The sequence below is a fragment of the Amycolatopsis sp. NPDC049868 genome, assembly GCF_044461365.1.
Taxonomy (GTDB): Bacteria; Actinomycetota; Actinomycetes; order Mycobacteriales; family Pseudonocardiaceae; genus Amycolatopsis.
On sequence record NZ_JBITKV010000002.1, the window covers coordinates 991,623 to 1,012,364 of the forward strand.

Consider the following 20,742-nt stretch of genomic DNA (forward strand, 5'->3'; position numbering starts at 1 on the left):
CACCTTCGGAAAGGAGATCGAGATGAGCAAACGCCGCCGAGTGCGCGAGGTGATGCGCGGCCAGGTGCTGACGGTACGGCCGGAGACCCCGTTCAAGGGGATCACGGTCCTTCTCACGTCCTGGGGAGTGAGCGGGGTGCCCGTGGTGGACGACGACGGCCGGGTGGTCGGCGTCGTGTCGCAGCGCGATCTGCTGGAACGCGAGATCCGGCACCGCTTGCTGCGGTTCCGCCCCCGATTGCGGCGCAAGGTGCGGGGAAGCCGTGCGGACGAGCTGATGACCGCACCCGCGATCACCGTGCCACAGGACGCCGGTGTGGACGAAGCGATCCGGCTGATGGAGGACCACGAGGTGCACCGGCTGCCGGTTCTCGACGACGACGCGAAACTGGTGGGTATCGTCGGAAGATCCGATCTGCTGCGCGGCTTTCTCCGGTCGGACTCGGGGTTGCGCGATGAAATCCGTGACGAGGTCTTCAAACGCGCGATGGCGATCGATCCCGACACGCTGTCGGTGGCCGTGCACAACGGCGTCGTCACGCTGAGAGGCCAAGTGGAACGCACGGGCATGATCCCCGTGATCGTGGCACTCATCCGGCGCCTCGACGGCGTGGTGGACGTCCGCGAATATCTCACGGCCGAGCTGGACGACGGCCACCTGCCGATCGAGGAACCGGTCAACACCGGTGTCATCGAGGCGTTCAGGCATCATTGATGTGCGGAACGTGGCCCGCTTCCGTCCTTTGTGGATGGAAGCGGGCCGTGTGCGGTCAGCTGCGGAAGAGGGCGACCTTGAGCGCGTCGCTCTCCTGAGGCCGGGCGAAGACGTCGTACGCCTCGTCCATCTCGTCGAGTCCGAACCGGTGGGTGATGAACCGGGACGTGTCGAGCCGTCCCGCCGCGAGCATCCGCAGCAGCATCGGGGTGCTCGAGGTGTCGACCAGGCCCGTGGTGATGGTGATGTCACGGATCCAGAGATCCTCCAGGTGCAAGGTGGCGGGCGCGCCGTGGACTCCGACGTTCGCGACGTGTCCGCCGGGACGGACCAGTTCCGTGCACAGTTCGAACGTCTCGGGCACACCGACCGCTTCGATCGCGACGTCCGCCCCGAGGCCGCCGGTGAGCTCGGCGATCGCCGCGGCCGGATTCTCGCCCGGATGGAGGAGGACGTCCGCGCCGAAGGTCTTCGCGGCGGCGAGCCTGCTCGGTTCCTTGTCGATCACCACGATCGAACTCGGGCCGAACAGCTGCGCCGTGGTGATCGCGGCGAGCCCGATCGGGCCGGCCCCGACGATCGCGACACAGTCGCCGGGCTGGACCTTCCCGTTGCGGGCGCCGACTTCGTAGGAGGTCGGCATGATGTCGGCCAGCATCAGTGCGGCCTCGTCCGCGACGCCTTTCGGCAGCGGATAGGTGGAGGTCTCGGCGAACGGAACGCGGACGAACTCCGCCTGTACGCCGTCGATCCGGTGACCCAGTACCCAGCCGCCACCGCCGAGACACTGCCCGTAGACGGCTTTCCGGCAGTACTCGCACCGCCCGCACGCGGTGATACAGGAGACGAGCACCCGCTCGCCCGGCTTCAGGGCCGTCACCGCCTGGCCGACCTCCATGATCGTGCCGACGGCCTCGTGGCCGAGGATCCTGCCGTGCTCCACGGCCGGGACATCGCCGTTGAGGATGTGCAGATCGGTGCCGCAGATGGTGACCGCGTCGACGCGGACGATCGCGTCGGTCGCCGCGGCGAGCTCCGGCCGAGGCCGGTCGGTCCAAGCCCGCCGCCCCGGCCCGTCGTAAACCAGTGCCTTCATGCGTTCTCCCAGTGCCGTAATTCGCGTCTGACCGCGCGAGATGAGGGGGCTTGCCGGTACGAGCCTGTCGCCGTGCCTTCACCCTGCACAGAGCCGAAAGCCCCTGCGCGCCGAGACGTCCGGCCGCATCGTGCCCACCCGCGACCGCCTAGCGTCGGCGAAGCCGGTGCCCGGTCCACTTCCTGAGCTGGAGGCGCGTTTTCATGACGGTATTCGGAGCACCGCCGGTCGTCGCGGCGGTGAACGGTTCGGCGCATTCGATGGCGGCCGCGCTGTGGGCCGCGAACGAAGCGGTCCTGCGCAAGGCGGATCTGCTTCTGCTGATGGCCTACGGAGTCGACGGCGCGCCCTTCGGGAATCGCTCGTTCCCTCCCGACGCCTGGTTCAAGGCGAAGGAAGCCATCACCGAAGAGGTGCTTCGCGAGTTTCGCGCGGAGTGCGAGTCGATGGTCCCCGACGTGAAACCGGCGACCGCGGCCGTCGACTCGGGTCCGATCGCCGCCCTGACCGAGATATCGGCGACCGCACGGCTAGTGGCGATCGGAGCCCCGGCCGGTGAGGTCGCCGGCCTGTTCGGCGGGGTTTCCGCGTCCCGCCTGTCCTCGGGCGCCGTCTGCCCGGTCGTCGTCGTCCGAGGAGCTCGCCGGTCCGGCCCGGTGGTGGTCGGCGTGGACGGAAGCCCGTCGAGCGAGGAGGTGCTCGCCTGGGCGTTCGAGGAAGCCGCGATCAGGGAGGCCCCTTTGGTCGCCTTGCACGCGTGGCACGACGGCGACGTCGCGGGGCTCTTCAGCGGTGAGGGTGCGTTGCCGTTCCCCGGCGAATCGGTACGTGAGACCGAAAACCGGCTCCTGGGACAGCGGCTCGCAGGGTGGCGCAAGAAGTATCCGCTGGTGGCGGTCGAGCAGGTGGTCGCCCACGACAAGCCGCGGCAGCGTCTGCTCGAACAGAGCGAGAAGGCCCAGCTGATGGTCGTGGGCAGCCGTGGCCGAGGCGGTTTCGCCGGCTTGGCTCTCGGATCGACGAGCCATGCCCTGATCCACCACGCGAAGTGCCCGGTCATGGTCGTCCGCGCGGCAGGCCGGGCCGGATGACGCAGGGGATCGTGGCCGAGGAGGTCGCCCATCACGGGCTGCCGGTGCCAGAGGTCGTCCTGCTCGCGGAAACGGACGCCGAAACCGGGCTTTCTCCCGAGGTGTGGCGGCAGCGGCTGGCGGACGTCGGGCCGAACGAACTACCGGCCCGGCGTGGTCCGAACTGGCTGGTCCGCCTGGCCGGGCAGCTACGTCATCCGCTCATCTACGTCCTGCTGACGGCGGCGGCCGTCACCGCGGCACTCGGCGAACTCGTCGACGCCTCGGTGGTACTCGGAGTGGTCGTCGTCAACGCCGTCATCGGGTTCCTGCAGGAGGCACGCGCGGAACGCGCGCTGGACGCCTTGGTGTCGATGGTGCGGACCGAGGTGACCGTCGTCCGGGGAGGTGTCGCCGCGCGGGTGCCGTCGGCCGGGCTCGTGCCGGGGGACGTGGTGCTGCTCGAGGCGGGCGATCAGGTCGGGGCCGACCTGCGGCTCGTGGCCACCGACGAACTCAAGATCGACGAGTCCGCGCTGACCGGCGAGTCCGTGCCGTCGTCGAAGGACTCGGTGGTGCTTCCGCCGGACACCGCGCTGGCCGATCGCGCGAACATGGCCTACTCGGGAACGCTGGTGACCACGGGAACGGGCCGCGGGGTCGTGGTGACCACCGGTGCCGCCACGGAGATCGGCCGGGTGCACCGCCTCGTCGGCACGACCGTCTCGACGCAGACGCCGTTGACGCGCAAACTCGCCGGATTCAGTCGGGTCCTGACGATCGTGATCCTGGGGCTCGCGGCGCTGGGCATCGTCGTCGGCCTCGTCCGCGGGGAAACAGTCGCGGAGATGGTGACCGCGGCGGTGGCGCTCGCGGTCGGCGCCATCCCCGAAGGGCTCCCCGCCGCCGTCACCGTGACGCTCGCCATCGGGGTGGCGCGGATGGCGCGGCGTCACGCGATCATCCGGCGGTTGCCCGCCGTCGAAACCCTCGGCAGCACGACGGTGATCTGCACCGACAAGACCGGGACCCTCACCGCGAACGCGATGACCGTCCGGGCGATGGTGGTCGGCGATCGGCGCTATGCCGTCTCGGGTATCGGCTACACACCCGATGGCGACATACGGCCGGAACCCACGAGCGCGGTACGGGAATGCCTGCTCGCGGGACTGGCGTGCAACGACGCGCGGATCGCCGAGGAAGACGGCCGCTGGACGCCGGTCGGCGACCCGACCGAGGCGGCCCTGGTGACCGTCGCGAAGAAGGCGGGCCTCGGCTCGGAAGACGTCCCGGAACGTGTCGGAGTGCTCCCGTTCAGCTCCGAACGCCGGTTCATGGCGACCGCGCATGCCGGTGGTGTCGTGTATGTGAAAGGCGCGGTGGAACGCATGCTGTCGCTGGCCGGCGTCTCCCGTTGCGCGGAGGCCGAAGCGATGGCGGCGGAAGGCCTTCGCGTGCTGGCGATCGGTCGTGCCGTCGACGTCGCGCTGACCGAGGAAGGTCTACGCGGAAATGTCGTCCTGCTCGGCTTCGTCGGCATGCAGGATCCGCCGCGTCCTGAAGCGATCGAAGCGGTGCGCGCCTGCCGGGAAGCGGGCATCGAAGTCACCATGATCACCGGCGATCACCCGGCCACGGCGCACTCGATCGCCGGTGAGTTCGGCATCACCTCGGTGCACGCGAGGGTGTCTCCGGAGGAGAAACTCCGGCTCGTCGGCGAAATCCAGCGGAACGGTGAGGTCGTGGCGATGACGGGCGACGGGGTGAACGACGCTCCCGCGTTGCGCCGCGCGGATATCGGTGTGGCCATGGGAAAGGGAGGAACCGAAGTCGCTAAGCAGGCGGCCGACATGGTGCTCACCGACGACAACTTCGCGTCCATCACGGCCGCGGTCGAAGAAGGCCGCGCGGTCTTCGACAACCTGCGCAAGTTCATCATCTGGACCTTGCCGACGAACATGGCCGAGGGACTCGTGATCCTCGCCGCGATCCTGGCCGGTACCGCGTTGCCGATCCTTCCGGTGCAGATCCTCTGGATCAACATGACCACGGCGGTCGCGCTCGGTCTCACGCTGGCGTTCGAACCGCGCGAGCCCGACGTGATGCGCCGCCCGCCACTGCCGCCCTCGCTGCCACTGCTGACCGGAGCGCTGGCCGGCCGGACGGTGTTCGTCTCGGTCATCCTGCTGGGGTGTTCCTTCGGTGCTTTCCAATGGCAGCTCGGCGCCGGAGCGCCCGTCGAGCTCGCCAGGACGGTCGCGATGAACGTCTTCGTCGGAGGCGAGATCGCTTACCTGGTCAACTGCCGGTCCCTGGTGGATCTTCGCCCGAGGGTCGGTCTCTTCCGCAACCGATGGCTGCTCGTGGGTGTCACGGTGACCGTGCTGCTCCAGCTCGTGCTGACCTACGTCCCGTTCATGAACTCGCTCTTCCACACCGCGCCGATGCCCTGGCACGCTTGGCTGCCGGTGCCTGTGCTGGCCGCTCTCACCTACGTCCTCGTCGAACTCGACAAGGCGCGGCAACGACGTCGCGCGAATCAGCGTCCCTGAAGGTAGTGAAGGCCTCCTTGAGGGACCCAGCGTCCCTCAAGGAGGCCTTCACGGACCACCGTCAGCCGGTTTCCTGGTGTCAGTGCGCCAAGCGGGACAGGTCCGCCAGAACCTGTTCCGCGGCCCGCTCGCCCGATGAGGCGGCGTCGGCGAGTGAGGGCATGTCGAGCTGGTAGTCACCGGCCAGGTGGATGGGACCGAGGTGCCGGCGCAGCGTCGGCAGCGAGGCTCGTCCGCCGGGTCCCCAGAACGGCACGACCCGGTGGTGACGCCGGACGATCCCCTCGTCGAGTTTTCCTTCGAGTTCGGGATAGAGCGAGAGGAGGTCCGCGGTGAATCGGGCAACGATCTCCTCGTCGGTGAGTTCGAACAGGCTGTCTGCCACGGCGCCGCCCGCGAAGCAGGCCAGTGCGCCGCCCGGTTTCCGCGGGCCGGGGACGCGCAGAGCCGCGGCGTGGTTGAACATCGCCTGGAACGACAACTGGGGTGTCGACACGGCGATGTGGTCGTCCCACCGCTGCGGGCCCTCCTCGCGGGTGAAGTAGCCGACCACCACGTACCGGCCGTAGTGGATGTCGTCGAACGCCGCCCGGTACGCGGCCGGGAGGTCGGGCATGATCTTCACGGCCACGTCGCTGGGAACGGCGACGATCGCACGGCGGGCGCGTATCCGCGCGGGTCCGTTCTCGTCGTCGTAGTCGACGACGACGCCGTCCTCGGTTCGTTCCACCGACCTCACCGGGGAGTTCAGCCGCAGCCGATCGCCGAGGTCGGCGGCCAGGATGTCGGTGAGGGTCTGGTTTCCTCCTTCCGGCAGGGAGAAGTTGGGCACCTTCGCCGGGTCGGTCAGGAGAATGCCCATCGAGAAGACGAACTGGGTCGCGGCGGTCTCTTCGGGCTCACAGCCCATCCATTGACCCGACCAGGACCGGACCATGTCCCGTGCGACCTCGGAGCCGACCCCGCGGAGCACGTACGACGCGGAGAGGCTGTCGAGCTTCGCCCGGACCCGCTTCGCGAGGGGGTTGTCCGGGTTCAGCTGCAGGAACGGTGCCGCCGCCAGGATGCGAGCACCGACGACCGCCAGCCCGACCCGGTCCTTGAAGGTCATCCGGGAGCGGAACATCAGGCCGAACGGATTCGAGGTGTCGACCTGTTTTCCGTGGAGTGCGAGGGCCACCTTCTTGCCCGCCAGCGTTCCCATGGTGACCCGGTGGCGTTCGAGGGCTTCGATCAGTGTCCCGGTGCCCTCGGTGAACTGGGTTCCGAGGTTGATCCAGTAGTCGCCGCGCCGGACCGATTCGACGCGTCCTCCGGCCCGGCCGGTGGCCTCGAGTACGACGACGTCCCGATCGGACAGCGTGGTCGCCGCCATCAGCCCGGCGATACCGGCACCGATCACGACGACGTCCGCCGTGTGCTCGTGGGTGGCTTCGGTCATGACGCGCTCCGTTCCGGTGTCGATGTCAGCGCCGCGGAGATGGCCCGCACCAGTCGTCTCGTGGCTGTCCTGCTGCTCGGGCTGATCGCCGTGAAGGCGATGTATCCGTGCACGAGCTCGCGTTCGTGGATCACGTCGGCGGATACGCCGTGTGCCGCCAACGCGGCCGCGTAAGCGAGTCCGTCGTCGCGGAGCGGGTCGAATCCGGCGACCGTCACGATGGCGCGGGGAAGACCGGTCAGGTCATCGGCCAGCAACGGGGAAACCCGTGGGTCGCGATGGTCTGTTCCGTCGGGGAGGTAATGCCCCATGAACCACGCGATCTGCTTGGCCGACAACGCGGGGGACTCGGTGAACTCGTGCTGGGAGGGACGCCGCTGCGAGATGTCGGTGACCGGCTGGACGAGCACCTGCAACGTCGGCTGGACGGGAGCACCACGAAGCCGCTGGCAGAGCACGGCGGCGATGTTGCCTCCGGCGCTTTCGCCGGCCACGACGATCCGGTGTGGATCGGCGCCCCAGCCGGACGCGTGCTCGACGGCGTACTGCCACGCGGTGAGCGCGTCGTCGTGCACCGCCGGGAACGAGTGCTCGGGGGCGAGCCGGTACCCGACGGACAGGACGTCGGCGCCGGTGCCCTGTGCGAGCATTCGCGCCGGCGCGGCATAAATGGCGCGGCTCCCCAGTACGAAACCGCCGCCGTGGAAGAAAAGGATCAACCCTCGCGACGGCGTCCCGGAGCTGTAGCGGGTCGCCTGCAGCCCATCGCCGAGATCCAGTTCCTGCTCGACCGCGCACGGGGCGATCCGGTCGGCGAACAACGCCGCGTCGCGCTCGGTCACCTCCCGGGCGGCCGCCACTGGCAGGTCGCTGTAGTCTCCACCGGCTTCGGTGAGCTTCATCAGGAGAGCGACGTCGGCGGCCATGCGATCGCCGGCGCTGTTGACCGGCGGGCGTACCAGCGACCTGAGCAACGGGGCCGGGGTGCGGCCCAGTGCGATGACGAAGGCCCGCTGGAGACGCCGGCTCAGGGTGAGGGGGGCCGCGGTCATGAGTCCGCCGCCGCACCGGTGAGATCGGCGGCCGCGGGGGTCCGGACGGAGAAACGGATGTTCTGGTCGACCAGCCGCCCCTTGAAGAGCCGGTTGTCCTTGACGAACGTCGTGTGCATCCGCCACGGCAGTTCGGTGCCCTGGCGGGGGAGTTCGGGTTTCGCCCGCTGCATGTAGCCCGCGGTGAGGTCGAGGAGATCCGTGGTGGCGAGGCCGTCCGGTACGACCGGGACCGCGATGTCGTACCCGTTCGCGTCCATGCGGCGGAGCACGTCGCCGACCAGGCGGCACACGTTGCTCAAGCGGAGAGTCCAAGACGCCTTCGTGTAGCCGAGCATCATGGCCCAGTTCGGCATTCCGGAGATGAGTGCGCCGCGATAGAGGACGGCGTCCGACATCTTCACCGGGTGACCGTCCACTGTGGGCTGGATACCGCCGAGCAGCTGCATGACGAGGCCGGTCGCGGTGACGATGAGGTCGGCTTCCAGTGTCTTGCCCGACTCCAGCAGGATGCCGTTCTCGGTGAAGCGGTCGATCCGGTCGGTGACCACGTCGGCGTCGCCGTCGCGGAGTGCCTTGAAGAACTCTCCGTCCGGGGTGACGCAGAGGCGCTCGTCCCAAGGGGCGTACGGCGGGTTGAAATGGGTGTCCACGTCGACGTCCGGCGGAAGTTCCTTGAGCGTCCACTTGCGCAGCGCTTTCCGCCCGAAATCGGGGAATTTGCGCAGGGTGCTGACAAGCAGGAAGTCGATCCAGATGTTCTTCAGGCGTGTGGCCGCGTAGCCGCGCTTGGCCCCGAGCAGCTTGGTGAGCTTGACGGCGATGTTGTCGAACCGCGGCTGGGAGGCGATGTAGCTGGGGGTGCGCTGGAGCATGGTCACGTGTGCCGCGGCGCCGTCACCCATCAGCATGGCGGGGAGCATCGTCACCGCCGTCGCGCCACTACCGATGATCACGACGCGTTTGCCGCGGTGGTCGTAGTCCGCGGGCCAGTGCTGGGGATGCAGGACGTCGCCCCGGAAGTCGTCGCGCCCCTCGAAGTGGGGTGTGTATCCCTTGTCGTAGCGGTAGTAGCCGGTCGCGCTGAAGACGAAGCGGGTCTTGATGGTCTTCGTGTGTTCGGTGCCGGTGCGGTCGGTCGTGCTCACCCGGAGCGTCCACCGCGCGTCGGCGCTCGACCAGTCGGCGGAGGTCACCTTGTGCCCGAGCCGGAGGACGTCGTCCAGACCGAACTCGCTCACCGTCTCGCCGAGGTATTCACGGATCAGCGGCGCTTCGGCGATCGCGCTCCGATGCCGCCACGGCTTGAATTCATAGGCATAGGTGTGCAGGTCGGAGTCGGACCGGACACCCGGATAGCGGAACAGGTCCCAGGTGCCGCCGATCGAGTCGCGGGACTCCAGCAGGAGGACCTTCTTGCCGGGGAAGTCGGCCATCAGGTGCCGGGCCGCCCCGATACCGGAGATGCCGGCGCCGATGACGACGATGTCGGCGGCCTCCGTCGCGTCTGCGTTCTTCATGCTGCACTTCCTTCTTCGTTCCGGTCCTGGGGGAGGGCGGGGACGACGCCGGTCTCGACCTCGACGTCGCCACCGCGCACCGGCGCAAGGCCGAACGCTCCGTCGACGAGGTCGCCGGCGTAGTGAGCTTCGGAGCAGGCGACGTAACGCCGGTGGATGACGTGCATGAGAGCTCCTGTCCGGAGGCCTAGTAGGTCATCTGATTAAGTCGGATGGCCGAGTGTGTGACAAGTTCCCGCGATCGTCAAGAGGCGATGTGGGTGCTCGCCCGAACGGGTCTGTTGACAAGGCGGGATACGGCGCCCATCATCTTCGTCAATTGATCGAGTCATTTGACTAACTACGGCGTGAATCCCCGCCAAGATCGAAAGGGCCGACAGATGGCCGAGAGCATGACGTTGCCCGAAGCGCCCGCGAGGGAGGGGTCGGCTTTTCCCATCACGATCGAGGACGACGCGAGTCCGGTCGTCCGGCTGATCAGCCGCACCTTGGGTGACTCCTGGCGGATCGGTCACGCGCACGACGTCTTGGGCCGGTCCGCCGGCACCGTGGCGGTCCGCTCCCACGACACACCGCAGGCCGCGACGATTTCCTTCGGTGCCAGGACGATCACGGTCACCAGCGGGGTCGTGATCGAACCCGACGCGACGGTGGTCGTCGATCTCAAGGCACGTTTCGTGTCCGTGCGAGAGCCCGCCGGTGACGTCGTCCTGGCCGCCGGCATCTTGCGGGCGTTGACGCCGCCGCTACCGCACTGGCGCGACGCGGCCCGGCATTTCTGGGCGGTGACAAGGGAAATCCCAGGCATCCCCGAGGTGTTGATCGTCGACGCCGAGGGCCCCGGCGGCTCGGAGCGGCTTCGGTCGGGCGACGGGGCGACCGAGTACCTGATGGCGGGGCCGCCCGACCTTCTCGCCGGTGTCCTCAGCGGGGCGGACGATCTCGCCGCCGCCCTGGCGGCCGGATTGCGGGTCAAGGGCACGCTTTCGCAACTGTCGGTCATGACGGCCGCTTCCTGGAGGGTCCGGTTCGATGTCTGACCTCACGAAGACCGCTCCGTGCGCCGTGCGCCTCGAAGCGACGAACCACGACGGCAGCTTTCTCGGCAAGAACGTGTCGATCACGAAGTTCGCCTCGGGCAAGGACACCGGCTTCGCCTTCGCCGACATCCTGTTCGCGATCGACCTCGGCAACGAGATCGTTCTGGGTGACGCTTTTCCGGACTGGCGCGGCAACCTCTACGACATCCAGATGGTTCCCGACCTGTCGACCCTCGTCGAATGGAAGCCGGGCCTGGATTCGGTCATCGGCGATTACTGGCTGAAGGACGGCACACCGGTGCCGATCTGCCCGCGGAACCTCGTGCGGAAACTGGTCGCCCGGCTCGCGGTCCTCGGGTACACCGCGACGATCGCCGTGGAGATCGAGGCGACGCTGTTCGAGGAATCCGTTCAGGAGGCGCGAAAAAGCGCGTATCGGGGGCTGACGCCGTTGGGTGGTGGCACGGGAGCCACGTACCACTTGGCGAGGTCCAAGGACTGGGTCGATTACATGGAAGCGGTCGTCGAGCGCCTCGATCGCGTCGGCATCGCGTGGGAGGCATGGACCGACGAGGCCGCCGCCGGGCAGACGGAGCTGAATCTGGCGCCGGCGGATCCGATCACGCTGGCCGATTCCTGGGCGCGGACCCGGCAGGCCATGCGTGAAGTCGCGTTCGAGCAGGACCACACGGTGACCTTCATGGCCAAGCCGACAGCGGGCTATGGACAAGGTGCCCACATCAACCTGTCGCTCCAGAGCGACGGAGTGAACCGGTTCTTCGCCGAGGACGGCCCGTCCCCGCTGATGCGGCACGCGGTCGGGGGCCTGCTGGCCACGATGGAGGGCAACACCTCGCTCGCGCTGCCACAGATCACGTCCTACCGGCGGCTGGTGGACTTCACCGGCCCGCCCACCGTCGTGAGCTGGGGCGTCAACAACAAGACGGCCGCCGTGCGCGCCATCGCCGGCCATCCCCGGTACTCGCGTCTCGAATACCGGCTTCCCGGCGCCGACGTCAATCCTTACCTCGCGGTGGCCGGGGTACTGGCCGGCGTACTGGCAGGCATCGAGCGGGCGATCGAGCCACCGGAGCAGGTCACCGACATGGCGTGGTGCCTGCCCGACAGCCCCGAGATGCCCCGGATTCCCGACACGATGTCGAAAGCGAGTGCGGCCCTGGACGCCGATCCTCTGCTGCGCGAGTACCTCGGTGACGAATTCGTGGATTTCTGGGTCGCGTCGCGGCGATGGGAGTGGATGGAGTTCCACACCAAGGGCGGAGATCCGTTCGCCGAACTCTCCCAGTGGGAGTCCACCCGCTACTTCGAGTTCCCGTGAACGCGCCCGAGGAGGCCGTGGTGCTCCGTCCCTTGATCGGTATCACCGGCCGGAGATTCCGGCTGAGCCTGCTCACCGGAGCCGACGAGCGGTACGGCGACCGTTGTGTCGACAGCTCCATGTCGGACTTCGCGAGCCGGATCGCGGAGGCGGGCGGACTTCCGGTGCAGCTGTCCTACGACACCAACGCGACGGCCGTCAGCCAATGGCTGTCCGGGGTCGTGATCACCGGCGGGCAGGACGTTCATCCGGCCTGGTGGGGTGGCGACACGGCGGTGGTCCGCGACATCGATCCGCGGACGGATCCGATGGTCCACGACAAGGCGCGGGACGAGTACGAGCTCGGGCTCGCCCGGGCCGCGCTGGAGCGGGGGATCCCCGTGCTGGGGGTGTGCCGCGGCATGCAGGTGCTCAACGTCGCCCTGGGCGGAACACTCGTCCCTGATCTCCCACCCGGTCCAGTGCGTCACCTGTCGGCGGAGGCCGCGCCCACCGACGGCACCGCGGACCACCTCGTGTCCTTCGAGAAAGGCTCGATCGCCGCCGGGCTGTTCGGCGACCAGGCGACGACCAACTCCTGGCACCACCAGGCCGTCGACCGGTGCGGCACCGGTCTCGTCGTGACCGGGCGGGCGAGTGACGGCGTGATCGAGTCGGTCGAACTCCCGGGAGCCCCCGTGCTCGGGGTCCAGTGGCATCCGGAATGGATGAAGAGCGCCGACCCGACGATGACGTGGATCGTCGAAGCCGCGGCGAAGCTGCGGGCGGACCGCGGCGAAGAGATACCGAGGAGTTCGCGATGACGGCGAAAGTGAAAGCCGGACAGGCGGGCGACGATCCCGCCATCCCGACACTGACCGGGCTGCTGGCGCAGCGCGTGCGGGACTCCCCGGAACGGGAGTTCCTGCGTTTCGGGGAGTGGTCCTGGACCTTCGCCGAGATCGACGACTGGACCTCCCGGCTGGCGCGCCGGCTGATCGAAGCCGACGGCGTGCGGCCGGGCGACCGGGTCGCGATCATGCTCCCGAACGTCGTGCACTGGCCCGTGGTGTGGCTCGCCGTGCTGAAAGCGGGCGCGGTCGCCGTTCCCGTCAACTGTTCCTATCAGCGGGCCGACCTCGCCTTCGTTCTTCGGGACTCGGGGGCACGCGTCGTATTCACCGACGCCCTTCGCCGGGACCTGATCGCCGGTGTCGTCGCCGATGAGGACGAGCTCGCCGATGTCCGCGTCGTCGATGTCGCGGACGACGGTGCGGAGCCGTTCCCGGCGACCCTGCCGACGGTGACGATCGAGGGCGGGACACTGGCGAACCTGCAGTACACCTCGGGCACGACCGGTTTCCCCAAGGCGTGCATGCTCACCCACGACTACTGGGTCCGGCTGGGCTGGATCTGCGCGTCGGCGACCGGGCTCGGCCCCGAGGACGTTCTCCTGACCGCGCAGCCGTTCTCCTACATGGATCCACAGTGGAACACCGCACTGGCACTGACCGTCGGCGCCCCGCTGGTCGTCCTGCCCCGATTCTCCGCGTCGACCTTCATGACGGACGTGCGACGGCACCGGGCGACCTTCTTCTACGTCCTCGGGTCCATGCCGACGCTGCTGTTCAAACAACCGGCTTCCCCCGAAGACCGCGACAACGACCTCCGCCTCGTCTTCTGCTCGGGAATCCCGGCCGGTCTGCACGCCCGGCTGGAGGAGCGCTGGGGCGTGCCGTGGCGCGAGGTCTACGGGATGACGGAGTCCGGGATCGACCTGTTCAGCTCCTTCGGTGACACCGGCGCCGTGGGAAGCGGGAGCCTTGGACAGCCGGTACCGACGAAACAGGTCCGCGTCGTCGATCCCGACGGCGTCGAGGTACCCGACGGCGAAGCCGGTGAACTGACCATCGCGGGTACACCGATGATGAACGGCTATTGGAACCGCCCGGAGGACACCGCCCGGGTGATGCGGGACGGCAGGCTCCACACCGGCGACGTCGTCGTCCGCCACCCGGACACCGGCATCCGGCTCGTCGGCCGGATCAAGGACATGGTGCGGCGCGGCGGGGAGAACGTCGCGAGCGTCGAGGTCGAAGCAGCCCTGGAGCGGGACGATCTCGTGGTCTCTGCCGCCGTCGTCGCCGAACCCGACGAGACCCTCGGCGAAGAGGTCAAGGCCTTCGTCCAGCTGGCGGCCGGCGTGCCCGCCGGTCGTGCGACCGCCGAACGGATCGTCGAGCGGGCAGGTAAGGAACTCGCGCGCTTCAAGGTGCCGCGCTATGTCGAATTCGTGACCGGCTTCCCCCGCACCCCCTCCGAACGCGTTTCCAAACCGGCGCTGAAGGCCCGTGCCGCGGACGACCCCGGCGTGACCTACGACCTCGGCGCACGACGGACACGTGGGGGATTCCTCGACGTCGGCGTCGTCCGGGACGTGGCGGTGCTGACCCTCCGTCGGCCGGAGAAGCTCAACGCCATGGACGTCGCCACCCGGCGACGGCTGGCGGCCGCCCTTCGCGAATACGGCACCGGCGAGAGCGTGCGCGGGATCGTGCTCACCGGCGAGGGAAGAGCGTTCTCCGCCGGTGAGGACCTCCGGAGCGCGCCGACCACGGACGAGGGGATGCGTGAGGCGTTCGCGAGTTTCCACGACATCACCCGTGCCGTTCTGGAGACCCGGGTGCCCGTGATCGCGGCCGTGAACGGACTCGCGGTCGGGGGAGCCTCGGAGATCACCTTGTGCTGCGACGCCCGGATCGGCACCCCGGCGACGGAGTACTTCCAGCCGGAGAACGGGCGGGGCATCACGATCTCGAACGCCTCCAGCGTGCTGCTGAGACGGCTCATCGGGAACCACGCGACCCGGCTGGTGCTCGGCTCCCCGCGCGTCCGGGCCGACGAAGCCCTGCGGATCGGCCTTCTCGACGAGATCGTCGAACCCGGCGCCCTGATCGATCGCGCCATCGACACCGTCATCGAGTGGACCCCCGAAGGCAACACGACGGCCCTGCATCTCGCCCTCCTGCGCCCGCGGACCGAGGACGTCGAAGCGGCGTTCGCCCGCGAAGACCTCGCCGCCGCCCAGGCGTGGGAGAGCGGGCTCCTGACCGCGGGTATCGAGGGCTTTTTGTCCACCGACAGAGGATCCAAAGAGGAGACGTCGACATGATCGACACCCAGGCCGCGGTGCTGACCGCGGTCGGCGCGCCACTCGAACTGACCGTCATCCGGGTCGACGACCCGGAGCCGCACGAGGTGCGGGTCGCGGTCACGAACGTGGGGCTGTGTCACAGCGACCTGCACTACATGACCGGAACGGTGCCGACCGGCCTGCCGGTCGTGGTCGGCCACGAGGTGGCGGGCGTGGTCGAGGCGGTCGGCTCGCAGGTGTCCGGGCTGCACCCCGGGGACCGCGTGGTCGGCGCGCTGACCCCGTCCTGCGGCCGCTGCACGAACTGCGAAGCCGGTCGGTCGACGCAGTGCCAGCGGCTGGAGGAGATCCGCCGCCGCCCCCGGCCCGCGTTCCAGACCACGGACGGCGAGCCGATCGAGCGGCTCGGCGACATCGGCGCGTTCTCCCGGCACGTCCTCATCCGCGAGAACTCGCTGGTGAAGCTGCCCGACGACGTTCCACTGCACGTCGGCTGCCTCCTGGCCTGCTGCGTCATCACCGGCGTCGGTGCCGTTTTCCGCGGCGCCAAGGTGCGACCGGGCAGCACGGTCGCGGTCGTCGGCTGCGGCGGCGTCGGATCGGCCATCATCCAAGGCGCCAGGCTCGCCGGAGCCTCGGCCATCGTCGCGATCGACCTGGACGACGCCCGTCTCAAGGCCGCGCGCGGCTACGGCGCCACCCACGTCATCAAGGGTGGCGACGAAGACCCGGTCGCGGAACTCCACCGACAGCTGGGCGGCGGCGTGGACTACGCCTTCGAAGCGGTCGGATCGGCTCGCACCGCGGCGACGGCACTGGCCCTCGTGCGGCCGACGGGTACGGCCTGTCTGGTCGGGATCGCGCCAGGAGGCACCGAACTCAGTGTCCCGGCGTCGGATTTCTTCTTCGAGGAGAAGCGGCTCATCGGTTCCTACATGGGCTCGGGGCAGGCGCGGGAGGACATCCTCCAGTTCGCGCGCCTGTACCAGCAGGGACGTCTGCTGCTCGACGAGATGGTGACGCGCGTGCTCCCGTTCGGCGAGATCAACGAAGGCTTCGAGGCGATGAAGTCCGGCGACGTGACCCGCATCGTCGTCGATCTCCAGTCCTGACCGGCGAAGGAAACCTGAAGATGAGCAACGAGATCGAGATTCCCCGCCCGGTGAACTACATCGCCGACGCCTGGAGTGAATGCGAGACGGTCCACGACGCGTGGAACGTCGACCCCAACACACGCGAACCCGTCCACCGCTCCGTCACGACGGCACCCGACGACGTCGAACGCGCGCTGCGGCACGCGGAACGCGGGTACGACGCCGGGCGCTGGGACGAGGACGCGCGCCGCGAGCGCGCCGGCCTGCTCGAACGCGTCGCCGACATCGTCGCGGCCCGCGCCGAGGACATCGCGCGCACGGATTCGCTGACCAGTGGCACACCGATCAGCGTCACGCGCAAGGTCGCCGCCTTCCTGCCGATGCGGATCCGGGCCGCGGCGGCGGATCTGGTGAACATCCCGCGCGTCACCCCGCTGGCGGCGGGCGGCCGGGACGTCCGCCTCTACAAGGTGCCGTGGGGACCGGCCGCGATCCTCACGCCGTGGAACGGCCCGAGTTTCATCCCGGCGGCCAAGGTCGCCAGCGCGGTGGCCGCGGGGTGCCCGGTCATCCTCAAACCTTCGGAACACGCGCCCGGCAGCGCGCAGATCATCGCCGAGTGCTTCGTCGAGGCCGGTCTGCCCAGCGGCGCGCTGCAACTGGTACACGGTGACGGCGAGGTCGGCGCCCGGCTGACCGCCGACCCCCGCGTCAAGATCGTCTCGTTCACCGGCGGACCCGGCGCCGGACGCGCCATCGCGCGGGCGGCCACGGAAGACTTCAAGGTCCTGCAGCTGGAACTCGGCGGGAACAATCCTGTGCTCGTGCTGGACGACGCCGATCTCGACGTCACCGCCGACGGCATCCTCGACGGCATGACCAAACTCAACGGTCAATGGTGTGAGGGACCTGGCAAGATCCTCGCCCACCGCAGTCTGGTCGAGCCGCTGCTCGAAGCGTTGACCGAGCGGATCTCCAAACTCGTCGTCGGCCACTCGCTCGACGAGGACGTCCAGATCGGCCCGATCTCCAATGGTCCGCACTTCCAGACCCTGCGGAGCAGGATCGAAAGGCTGCGAGACCTCGGGGCGACCCTGCACGGACCCGCTCGGCTGCCCGAGCTCGGCGGCTACTTCCTGTCGCCGACCGTCGCCGTCGGCGCGGACCCCGCCCGGGCCACCGCCGAGCTGTTCGGCCCGGTCGTCTCCCTGCACGCCGTGGACTCCGACGAACAGGCGCTGCGCGTCGCCAACGCCCACCCCTCAGGGCTCGATGCCTACGTGTTCGGCGGCGACACCGACCGCGCGATCGACGTCGGCTCCCGCATCCTGGCCGGCGAAGTCCGCGTCAACGGCGCCAAGGTCGCCGATCTCGGTGACGACTCGGCACAGAGTTTCTGGGGCCCGGCGGGTATCGGCGGCCACGGACCGGCGGAGTCGGTGCGCGTCTTCTGCGGCGATCGGGTCGTCGGCGTCGATTCACCCGAGCTGCCGTTGTGACGCCGTCCTCCGTTCAGGACGACACGGGCGTGGATCCGAGCCGGGCCGCGAGCCAGCTGTCGAGTACCGAAACGGCGATCTCCATCTGTCCCAACGCCGCGGCCCGATCCCCGTAGGTCAGCCAGTTCGCGGCGAACCCGTCGGCCAAGGCGGCGATGACGAACGCGACCTCGTCGACGACCTCCGGTCCGATCGGCCGGTCCGAGCCGGCGTCGCGCAGTGTGGCGCGCACCCTCTCGAGGGCCTTGTCGTACACCGCGATACCGCGGTCCGCGTGCTGACGTCGTGCCCAGCTGATGAGTTCCACCGTCGCCGCGGTGAAACTGGTCGATTCCAGATAGCACTCCATGACTCCGCGCAGCAGCGCTCGTGCCGTCTCCCTCAAGTCACCTTGGGCGTCGTTGTCCTTGATCACCTCGAGGTAGCGGCCCGCCACGAACTCGTAGACATCGGCGAAGAGATCCTCTTTGGAGTCATAGCAGTAGTGCAGCATCGCCAGATTCGCCTGCGCCTGCTCGGCGATCCGCCTGGTCGTCGCGCCCTCGATGCCGTAGCTCGCGATGACCTCCACCGCGGCCTTGATGAAGTCGCTGCGCCGTTGGGCGGCGGAGATCCGTGGCACGAAATCCTCCCGGTGCACGTAGTTGGACGTTTGATTAAGTCAACGCAAGCCTAGCAGCGGAGGGCAGGTCGGCGGCCATGTCTCCCGGCTCGCGACCGACTTGGTCAAACGACTTGATCGGATGGCTAACTCTGCCGTAGTCTATGAGCCGGATCACAAGTCGGCTCGCCATCCCCACGCACAGCCTTCGGTGCAGAGACGAAGGCATGACTCGAAGGAATCAAGGACATGAAGGATCTGCTCTTCATGCTGGCCGATCTGTGGATGATCTTCGCCGGCTTCTGCTTCGGATGGAAGTTCATCCGGCGCTACCACAATTATCTGCTCGGACTCGAATGGATGATCGTCGCCACGTCGGGCTCGAACTTTCTCCTCTGGGCACTTCTGGGCGGAGACGAAAGCAGCCCGCTGTACAGCATCGCGTATTTCTTCGACGCCTTTTCGCGCTCTGTCGGCATCACGCTCATTCTCGTCCTGGGCCTGATGCGCGTGACGCACCGGTACAAGCCCTCTGTCGCGGTCGATGTCGGCGTGTTCGCGTTCGCTGCGGCCGCCGGGCTGTACCTCCAGCAGTTCCGCGCCGACAAACTGCATGTCGGTCCGGCGACGTTCTTCGTCGTGGTCAACGTGCTCACGACGGTCTTCCTCGCCTACTTCGTCTGGAGGCTCTGGCGCATCGGCGCCAAGAGGCAGGCCATGGGCGCGGCACTGGTCACCATCGCGGGATCCGTCATCGCGATCACGTACGACTTCTTCCCGATCCCGGGCGACGACGCGCACCGGACGCTTTTCTACAGCGCGGCGCTGGCCACCTGGGGATTCCAGATGTTCGTGTACTACTTCGCCTATCGCGCTCTGCACGACCACAACGTGACGACCGGCGTCGAACCGGCTTCGAGCAGGGTTCCGGCAATGTCGTCCAGCCACTCGTCAAGTGGGCGGCGGAGGGGCTCGTCGCCAGCGGCCTGACACTCTCTCGACTGTCCACAAAGGTCACTCTTCGGTGACTGAATATCCGGGTGGTGGGGTGAAGGCTCCCTTCGCCCCGGCCACTCACCCGCGCCGACCACCTCGCGGTCGGCACCCGTGTCGCGAAAGCCACTTTCGCGACACGTCCGACCGGCAGAGCGCGGCGACCCTCTACGCCACATTTGCCTCACCCCTCAGTAGAACCCTATTCGGCACTCACGACCCCGAACCCAGGACGGGAGAGAACGATGAGGACCGACAACGTCGAGTACACGAGCTTCAGCGGCTGGGTCGATCCGCCCTCGGATGTGCGGCCTTCCCTGGCCGGTGACCTCACCTGCGACGTCGCGGTCGTAGGCGGCGGTATCGGGGGCATGTCGACGGCGCTGCGGCTGGCCGAACGCGGCCAGGACGTGGTGTTGCTGGAGGCGGAATTCTGCGGACACGGCGCCAGTTCCCGCAACGCCGGTCAACTGGCCGGTGCTCCGGGCGGGGACCTCCAGCTTCTCGATCTGTTGCACCGGAAGAAGATGCCCGGCATGATCCGGCTTGCCGAGCATGCCGCGCACCACGTCGAGGAGCTCATCGAGAAGCACGACATCGACTGCGACTACGAACGGACGGGCAACGTCTTCGCGGCGGTGTCCCGTGGGCAGATGGGCCGGGTGCGCCGGGTGGCCAAGATCCTCCGGCGCGTCGGCGCCAAGGTGGAACTGGGCACGAGCGAAGAGCTCGGAATCCCCTCCGGATTCCTCGGCGGGATGCGCGAAAAGGTCGGCGGGATCATGAATCCCGGCCGCTTCACCTTGGGGCTGCGAAGTGTGCTGCTCCGCACGCCCGCGCGGGTCTTCGAGCGGACGAAGGTCACCGACGTCGCGCGCGACCGCGACCACGTGGTCATCACCACCGCTCACGGTGAAGTGCGGGCGGACAAGGTGGTTCTGGCGACGAACGCGTACGCGGGAGAGTGGGACATCACCCCTCCACGGCTCTCCGTGCCCATCTGGGTCATCGAGGTGGAGACCGAGCCCATCGATCCCGCCCGGTTGGCGGCACTGGGGTGGACCAGCCGATCGGGGCTCGTCACCCAGCACAACATCATGGAGAACTACCGCCTCACGTCGCGCGGCACCATCGTTTTCGGCGTCCGGCGGCTCGAACGCGGCCGGACCTACCCGCTCCCGCAAAGGAAGCCGGACCCGGCGCTCGTCGAAGAACTCGCGGAAGCCTTCGCGAGACGGTTTCCGGCCCTGTCCGACGTCGCGATCGATCGGGCCTGGGGAGGCTGGATCGCGATCACTCCTTCCTGGCTGCCGGTCGCCGGGCAGATCGACGACGCCACCTACTACTCGATCGCCTGCAACGGCCACGGTCTGGCCCAAGCGCCCTATGTCGGGGCCCGCATCGCCGACCTGATCGTCGACGGTGCGCGACACGAAGACCTGGACGAATTGTGGGTGGAGGAGCCCGAGTTCCCACGCCCGATGATGATGGGTCCCTTGGGGCTGCGCGCCATCTGGGCTGTCGATCGCTTCAACGATTTCGTCAACGGAAGCAAACGCAACGCCCGGCGGGGCTCGGCATCCGTGGTCTGAACGGC

17 protein-coding genes are annotated in these 20,742 nt (G+C 68.4%); 11 read left to right on the forward strand and 6 right to left on the reverse strand.

What is annotated here, in order from left to right; all coding sequences use genetic code 11:
- The first annotated feature begins 22 nt into the window (after positions 1-22).
- Positions 23-715 (forward strand): CBS domain-containing protein, encoded by a 693-nt coding sequence (locus ACIBTM_RS12995; RefSeq protein ID WP_395876679.1) that lies wholly within the window; start codon positions 23-25, stop codon positions 713-715.
- Positions 716-770: 55 nt separating this feature from the next.
- Here the strand turns inward: ACIBTM_RS12995 and ACIBTM_RS13000 are convergent, their stop codons facing one another.
- Positions 771-1,811: a zinc-dependent alcohol dehydrogenase family protein gene (locus ACIBTM_RS13000; RefSeq protein ID WP_395876680.1), complete on the reverse strand. Its 1,041-nt coding sequence runs from the start codon at positions 1,809-1,811 to the stop codon at positions 771-773.
- 203 nt (positions 1,812-2,014) lie between these two features.
- On the opposite strand from ACIBTM_RS13000, the gene ACIBTM_RS13005 reads away from it, so the two are divergent.
- Both ACIBTM_RS13005 and ACIBTM_RS13010 read left to right on the forward strand, forming a co-directional pair.
- Positions 2,015-2,902: a universal stress protein gene (locus ACIBTM_RS13005; protein ID WP_395876681.1), complete on the forward strand. Its 888-nt coding sequence runs from the start codon at positions 2,015-2,017 to the stop codon at positions 2,900-2,902.
- A complete protein-coding gene (locus ACIBTM_RS13010) occupies positions 2,899-5,433 on the forward strand; it encodes an HAD-IC family P-type ATPase (protein WP_395876682.1) in 2,535 nt (844 codons plus the stop codon). The genes ACIBTM_RS13005 and ACIBTM_RS13010 overlap by 4 nt, the downstream gene beginning before the upstream one ends.
- A gap of 79 nt (positions 5,434-5,512) precedes the next feature.
- On the opposite strand, the gene ACIBTM_RS13015 is transcribed toward ACIBTM_RS13010, so the two are convergent.
- The 4 genes from ACIBTM_RS13015 to ACIBTM_RS13030 are packed head-to-tail and all read right to left on the reverse strand — an operon-like array spanning position 5,513 to position 9,613.
- Complete coding sequence (locus ACIBTM_RS13015) at positions 5,513-6,874, reverse strand: flavin monoamine oxidase family protein (protein WP_395876683.1); 1,362 nt, start codon at positions 6,872-6,874, stop codon at positions 5,513-5,515.
- Positions 6,871-7,926, reverse strand: a complete 1,056-nt coding sequence (locus ACIBTM_RS13020; RefSeq protein WP_395876684.1) for an alpha/beta hydrolase — start codon at positions 7,924-7,926, stop codon at positions 6,871-6,873. Before ACIBTM_RS13020 ends, ACIBTM_RS13015 begins: the two co-directional genes overlap by 4 nt.
- Positions 7,923-9,446, reverse strand: a complete 1,524-nt coding sequence (locus tag ACIBTM_RS13025; protein ID WP_395876685.1) for a flavin-containing monooxygenase — start codon at positions 9,444-9,446, stop codon at positions 7,923-7,925. The genes ACIBTM_RS13020 and ACIBTM_RS13025 overlap by 4 nt, the downstream gene beginning before the upstream one ends.
- On the reverse strand, positions 9,443-9,613 hold the full coding sequence (locus tag ACIBTM_RS13030; protein WP_395876686.1) for a hypothetical protein: 171 nt from the start codon (positions 9,611-9,613) through the stop codon (positions 9,443-9,445). The genes ACIBTM_RS13025 and ACIBTM_RS13030 overlap by 4 nt, the downstream gene beginning before the upstream one ends.
- A gap of 213 nt (positions 9,614-9,826) precedes the next feature.
- Here ACIBTM_RS13030 and ACIBTM_RS13035 point away from each other — a divergent pair, with 213 nt between their 5' ends.
- From ACIBTM_RS13035 to ACIBTM_RS13060, 6 genes are read left to right on the forward strand one after another with little or no spacing between them, the layout of a single operon-like run.
- A complete protein-coding gene (locus tag ACIBTM_RS13035; RefSeq protein ID WP_395876687.1) occupies positions 9,827-10,486 on the forward strand; it encodes a hypothetical protein in 660 nt (219 codons plus the stop codon).
- Complete coding sequence (locus ACIBTM_RS13040) at positions 10,479-11,825, forward strand: glutamine synthetase family protein (RefSeq protein WP_395876688.1); 1,347 nt, start codon at positions 10,479-10,481, stop codon at positions 11,823-11,825. The genes ACIBTM_RS13035 and ACIBTM_RS13040 overlap by 8 nt, the downstream gene beginning before the upstream one ends.
- 20 nt (positions 11,826-11,845) lie before the next feature.
- Positions 11,846-12,628, forward strand: a complete 783-nt coding sequence (locus ACIBTM_RS13045; RefSeq protein WP_395876689.1) for a gamma-glutamyl-gamma-aminobutyrate hydrolase family protein — start codon at positions 11,846-11,848, stop codon at positions 12,626-12,628.
- Positions 12,625-14,976: an AMP-binding protein gene (locus ACIBTM_RS13050; protein WP_395876690.1), complete on the forward strand. Its 2,352-nt coding sequence runs from the start codon at positions 12,625-12,627 to the stop codon at positions 14,974-14,976. The genes ACIBTM_RS13045 and ACIBTM_RS13050 overlap by 4 nt, the downstream gene beginning before the upstream one ends.
- On the forward strand, positions 14,973-16,070 hold the full coding sequence (locus ACIBTM_RS13055; RefSeq protein WP_395876691.1) for a Zn-dependent alcohol dehydrogenase: 1,098 nt from the start codon (positions 14,973-14,975) through the stop codon (positions 16,068-16,070). The genes ACIBTM_RS13050 and ACIBTM_RS13055 overlap by 4 nt, the downstream gene beginning before the upstream one ends.
- Positions 16,071-16,090: 20 nt before the next feature.
- Positions 16,091-17,551, forward strand: a complete 1,461-nt coding sequence (locus tag ACIBTM_RS13060) for an aldehyde dehydrogenase family protein (protein WP_395876692.1) — start codon at positions 16,091-16,093, stop codon at positions 17,549-17,551.
- A gap of 13 nt (positions 17,552-17,564) precedes the next feature.
- Here ACIBTM_RS13060 and ACIBTM_RS13065 read toward each other — a convergent pair whose 3' ends face one another.
- On the reverse strand, positions 17,565-18,173 hold the full coding sequence (locus ACIBTM_RS13065) for a TetR/AcrR family transcriptional regulator (protein WP_395876693.1): 609 nt from the start codon (positions 18,171-18,173) through the stop codon (positions 17,565-17,567).
- Between the two features lie 228 nt (positions 18,174-18,401).
- Between ACIBTM_RS13065 and ACIBTM_RS13070 the strand changes: the two genes are divergently transcribed.
- Positions 18,402-19,142 carry a transporter gene (locus ACIBTM_RS13070; protein ID WP_395876694.1) on the forward strand — a complete coding sequence of 247 codons (741 nt, stop codon included), beginning with the start codon at positions 18,402-18,404 and terminating at the stop codon, positions 19,140-19,142.
- 248 nt (positions 19,143-19,390) lie between these two features.
- On the forward strand, positions 19,391-20,737 hold the full coding sequence (locus ACIBTM_RS13075; RefSeq protein WP_395876695.1) for an NAD(P)/FAD-dependent oxidoreductase: 1,347 nt from the start codon (positions 19,391-19,393) through the stop codon (positions 20,735-20,737).
- The last annotated feature ends 5 nt before the right edge of the window (positions 20,738-20,742 follow it).

What these genes read in the sequence shown, in the direction of transcription:
- ACIBTM_RS12995 (WP_395876679.1), top strand. Translation starts at nt 23, where the DNA reads ATGAGCAAACGCCGCCGAGTGCGCGAGGTGATGCGCGGCCAGGTGCTG.
- ACIBTM_RS13000 (WP_395876680.1), bottom strand. Translation starts at nt 1,811, where the DNA reads ATGAAGGCACTGGTTTACGACGGGCCGGGGCGGCGGGCTTGGACCGAC.
- ACIBTM_RS13005 (WP_395876681.1), top strand. Translation starts at nt 2,015, where the DNA reads ATGACGGTATTCGGAGCACCGCCGGTCGTCGCGGCGGTGAACGGTTCG.
- ACIBTM_RS13010 (WP_395876682.1), top strand. Translation starts at nt 2,899, where the DNA reads ATGACGCAGGGGATCGTGGCCGAGGAGGTCGCCCATCACGGGCTGCCG.
- ACIBTM_RS13015 (WP_395876683.1), bottom strand. Translation starts at nt 6,874, where the DNA reads ATGACCGAAGCCACCCACGAGCACACGGCGGACGTCGTCGTGATCGGT.
- ACIBTM_RS13020 (WP_395876684.1), bottom strand. Translation starts at nt 7,926, where the DNA reads ATGACCGCGGCCCCCCTCACCCTGAGCCGGCGTCTCCAGCGGGCCTTC.
- ACIBTM_RS13025 (WP_395876685.1), bottom strand. Translation starts at nt 9,446, where the DNA reads ATGAAGAACGCAGACGCGACGGAGGCCGCCGACATCGTCGTCATCGGC.
- ACIBTM_RS13030 (WP_395876686.1), bottom strand. Translation starts at nt 9,613, where the DNA reads ATGCACGTCATCCACCGGCGTTACGTCGCCTGCTCCGAAGCTCACTAC.
- ACIBTM_RS13035 (WP_395876687.1), top strand. Translation starts at nt 9,827, where the DNA reads ATGGCCGAGAGCATGACGTTGCCCGAAGCGCCCGCGAGGGAGGGGTCG.
- ACIBTM_RS13040 (WP_395876688.1), top strand. Translation starts at nt 10,479, where the DNA reads ATGTCTGACCTCACGAAGACCGCTCCGTGCGCCGTGCGCCTCGAAGCG.
- ACIBTM_RS13050 (WP_395876690.1), top strand. Translation starts at nt 12,625, where the DNA reads ATGACGGCGAAAGTGAAAGCCGGACAGGCGGGCGACGATCCCGCCATC.
- ACIBTM_RS13055 (WP_395876691.1), top strand. Translation starts at nt 14,973, where the DNA reads ATGATCGACACCCAGGCCGCGGTGCTGACCGCGGTCGGCGCGCCACTC.
- ACIBTM_RS13060 (WP_395876692.1), top strand. Translation starts at nt 16,091, where the DNA reads ATGAGCAACGAGATCGAGATTCCCCGCCCGGTGAACTACATCGCCGAC.
- ACIBTM_RS13070 (WP_395876694.1), top strand. Translation starts at nt 18,402, where the DNA reads ATGAAGGATCTGCTCTTCATGCTGGCCGATCTGTGGATGATCTTCGCC.
- ACIBTM_RS13075 (WP_395876695.1), top strand. Translation starts at nt 19,391, where the DNA reads ATGAGGACCGACAACGTCGAGTACACGAGCTTCAGCGGCTGGGTCGAT.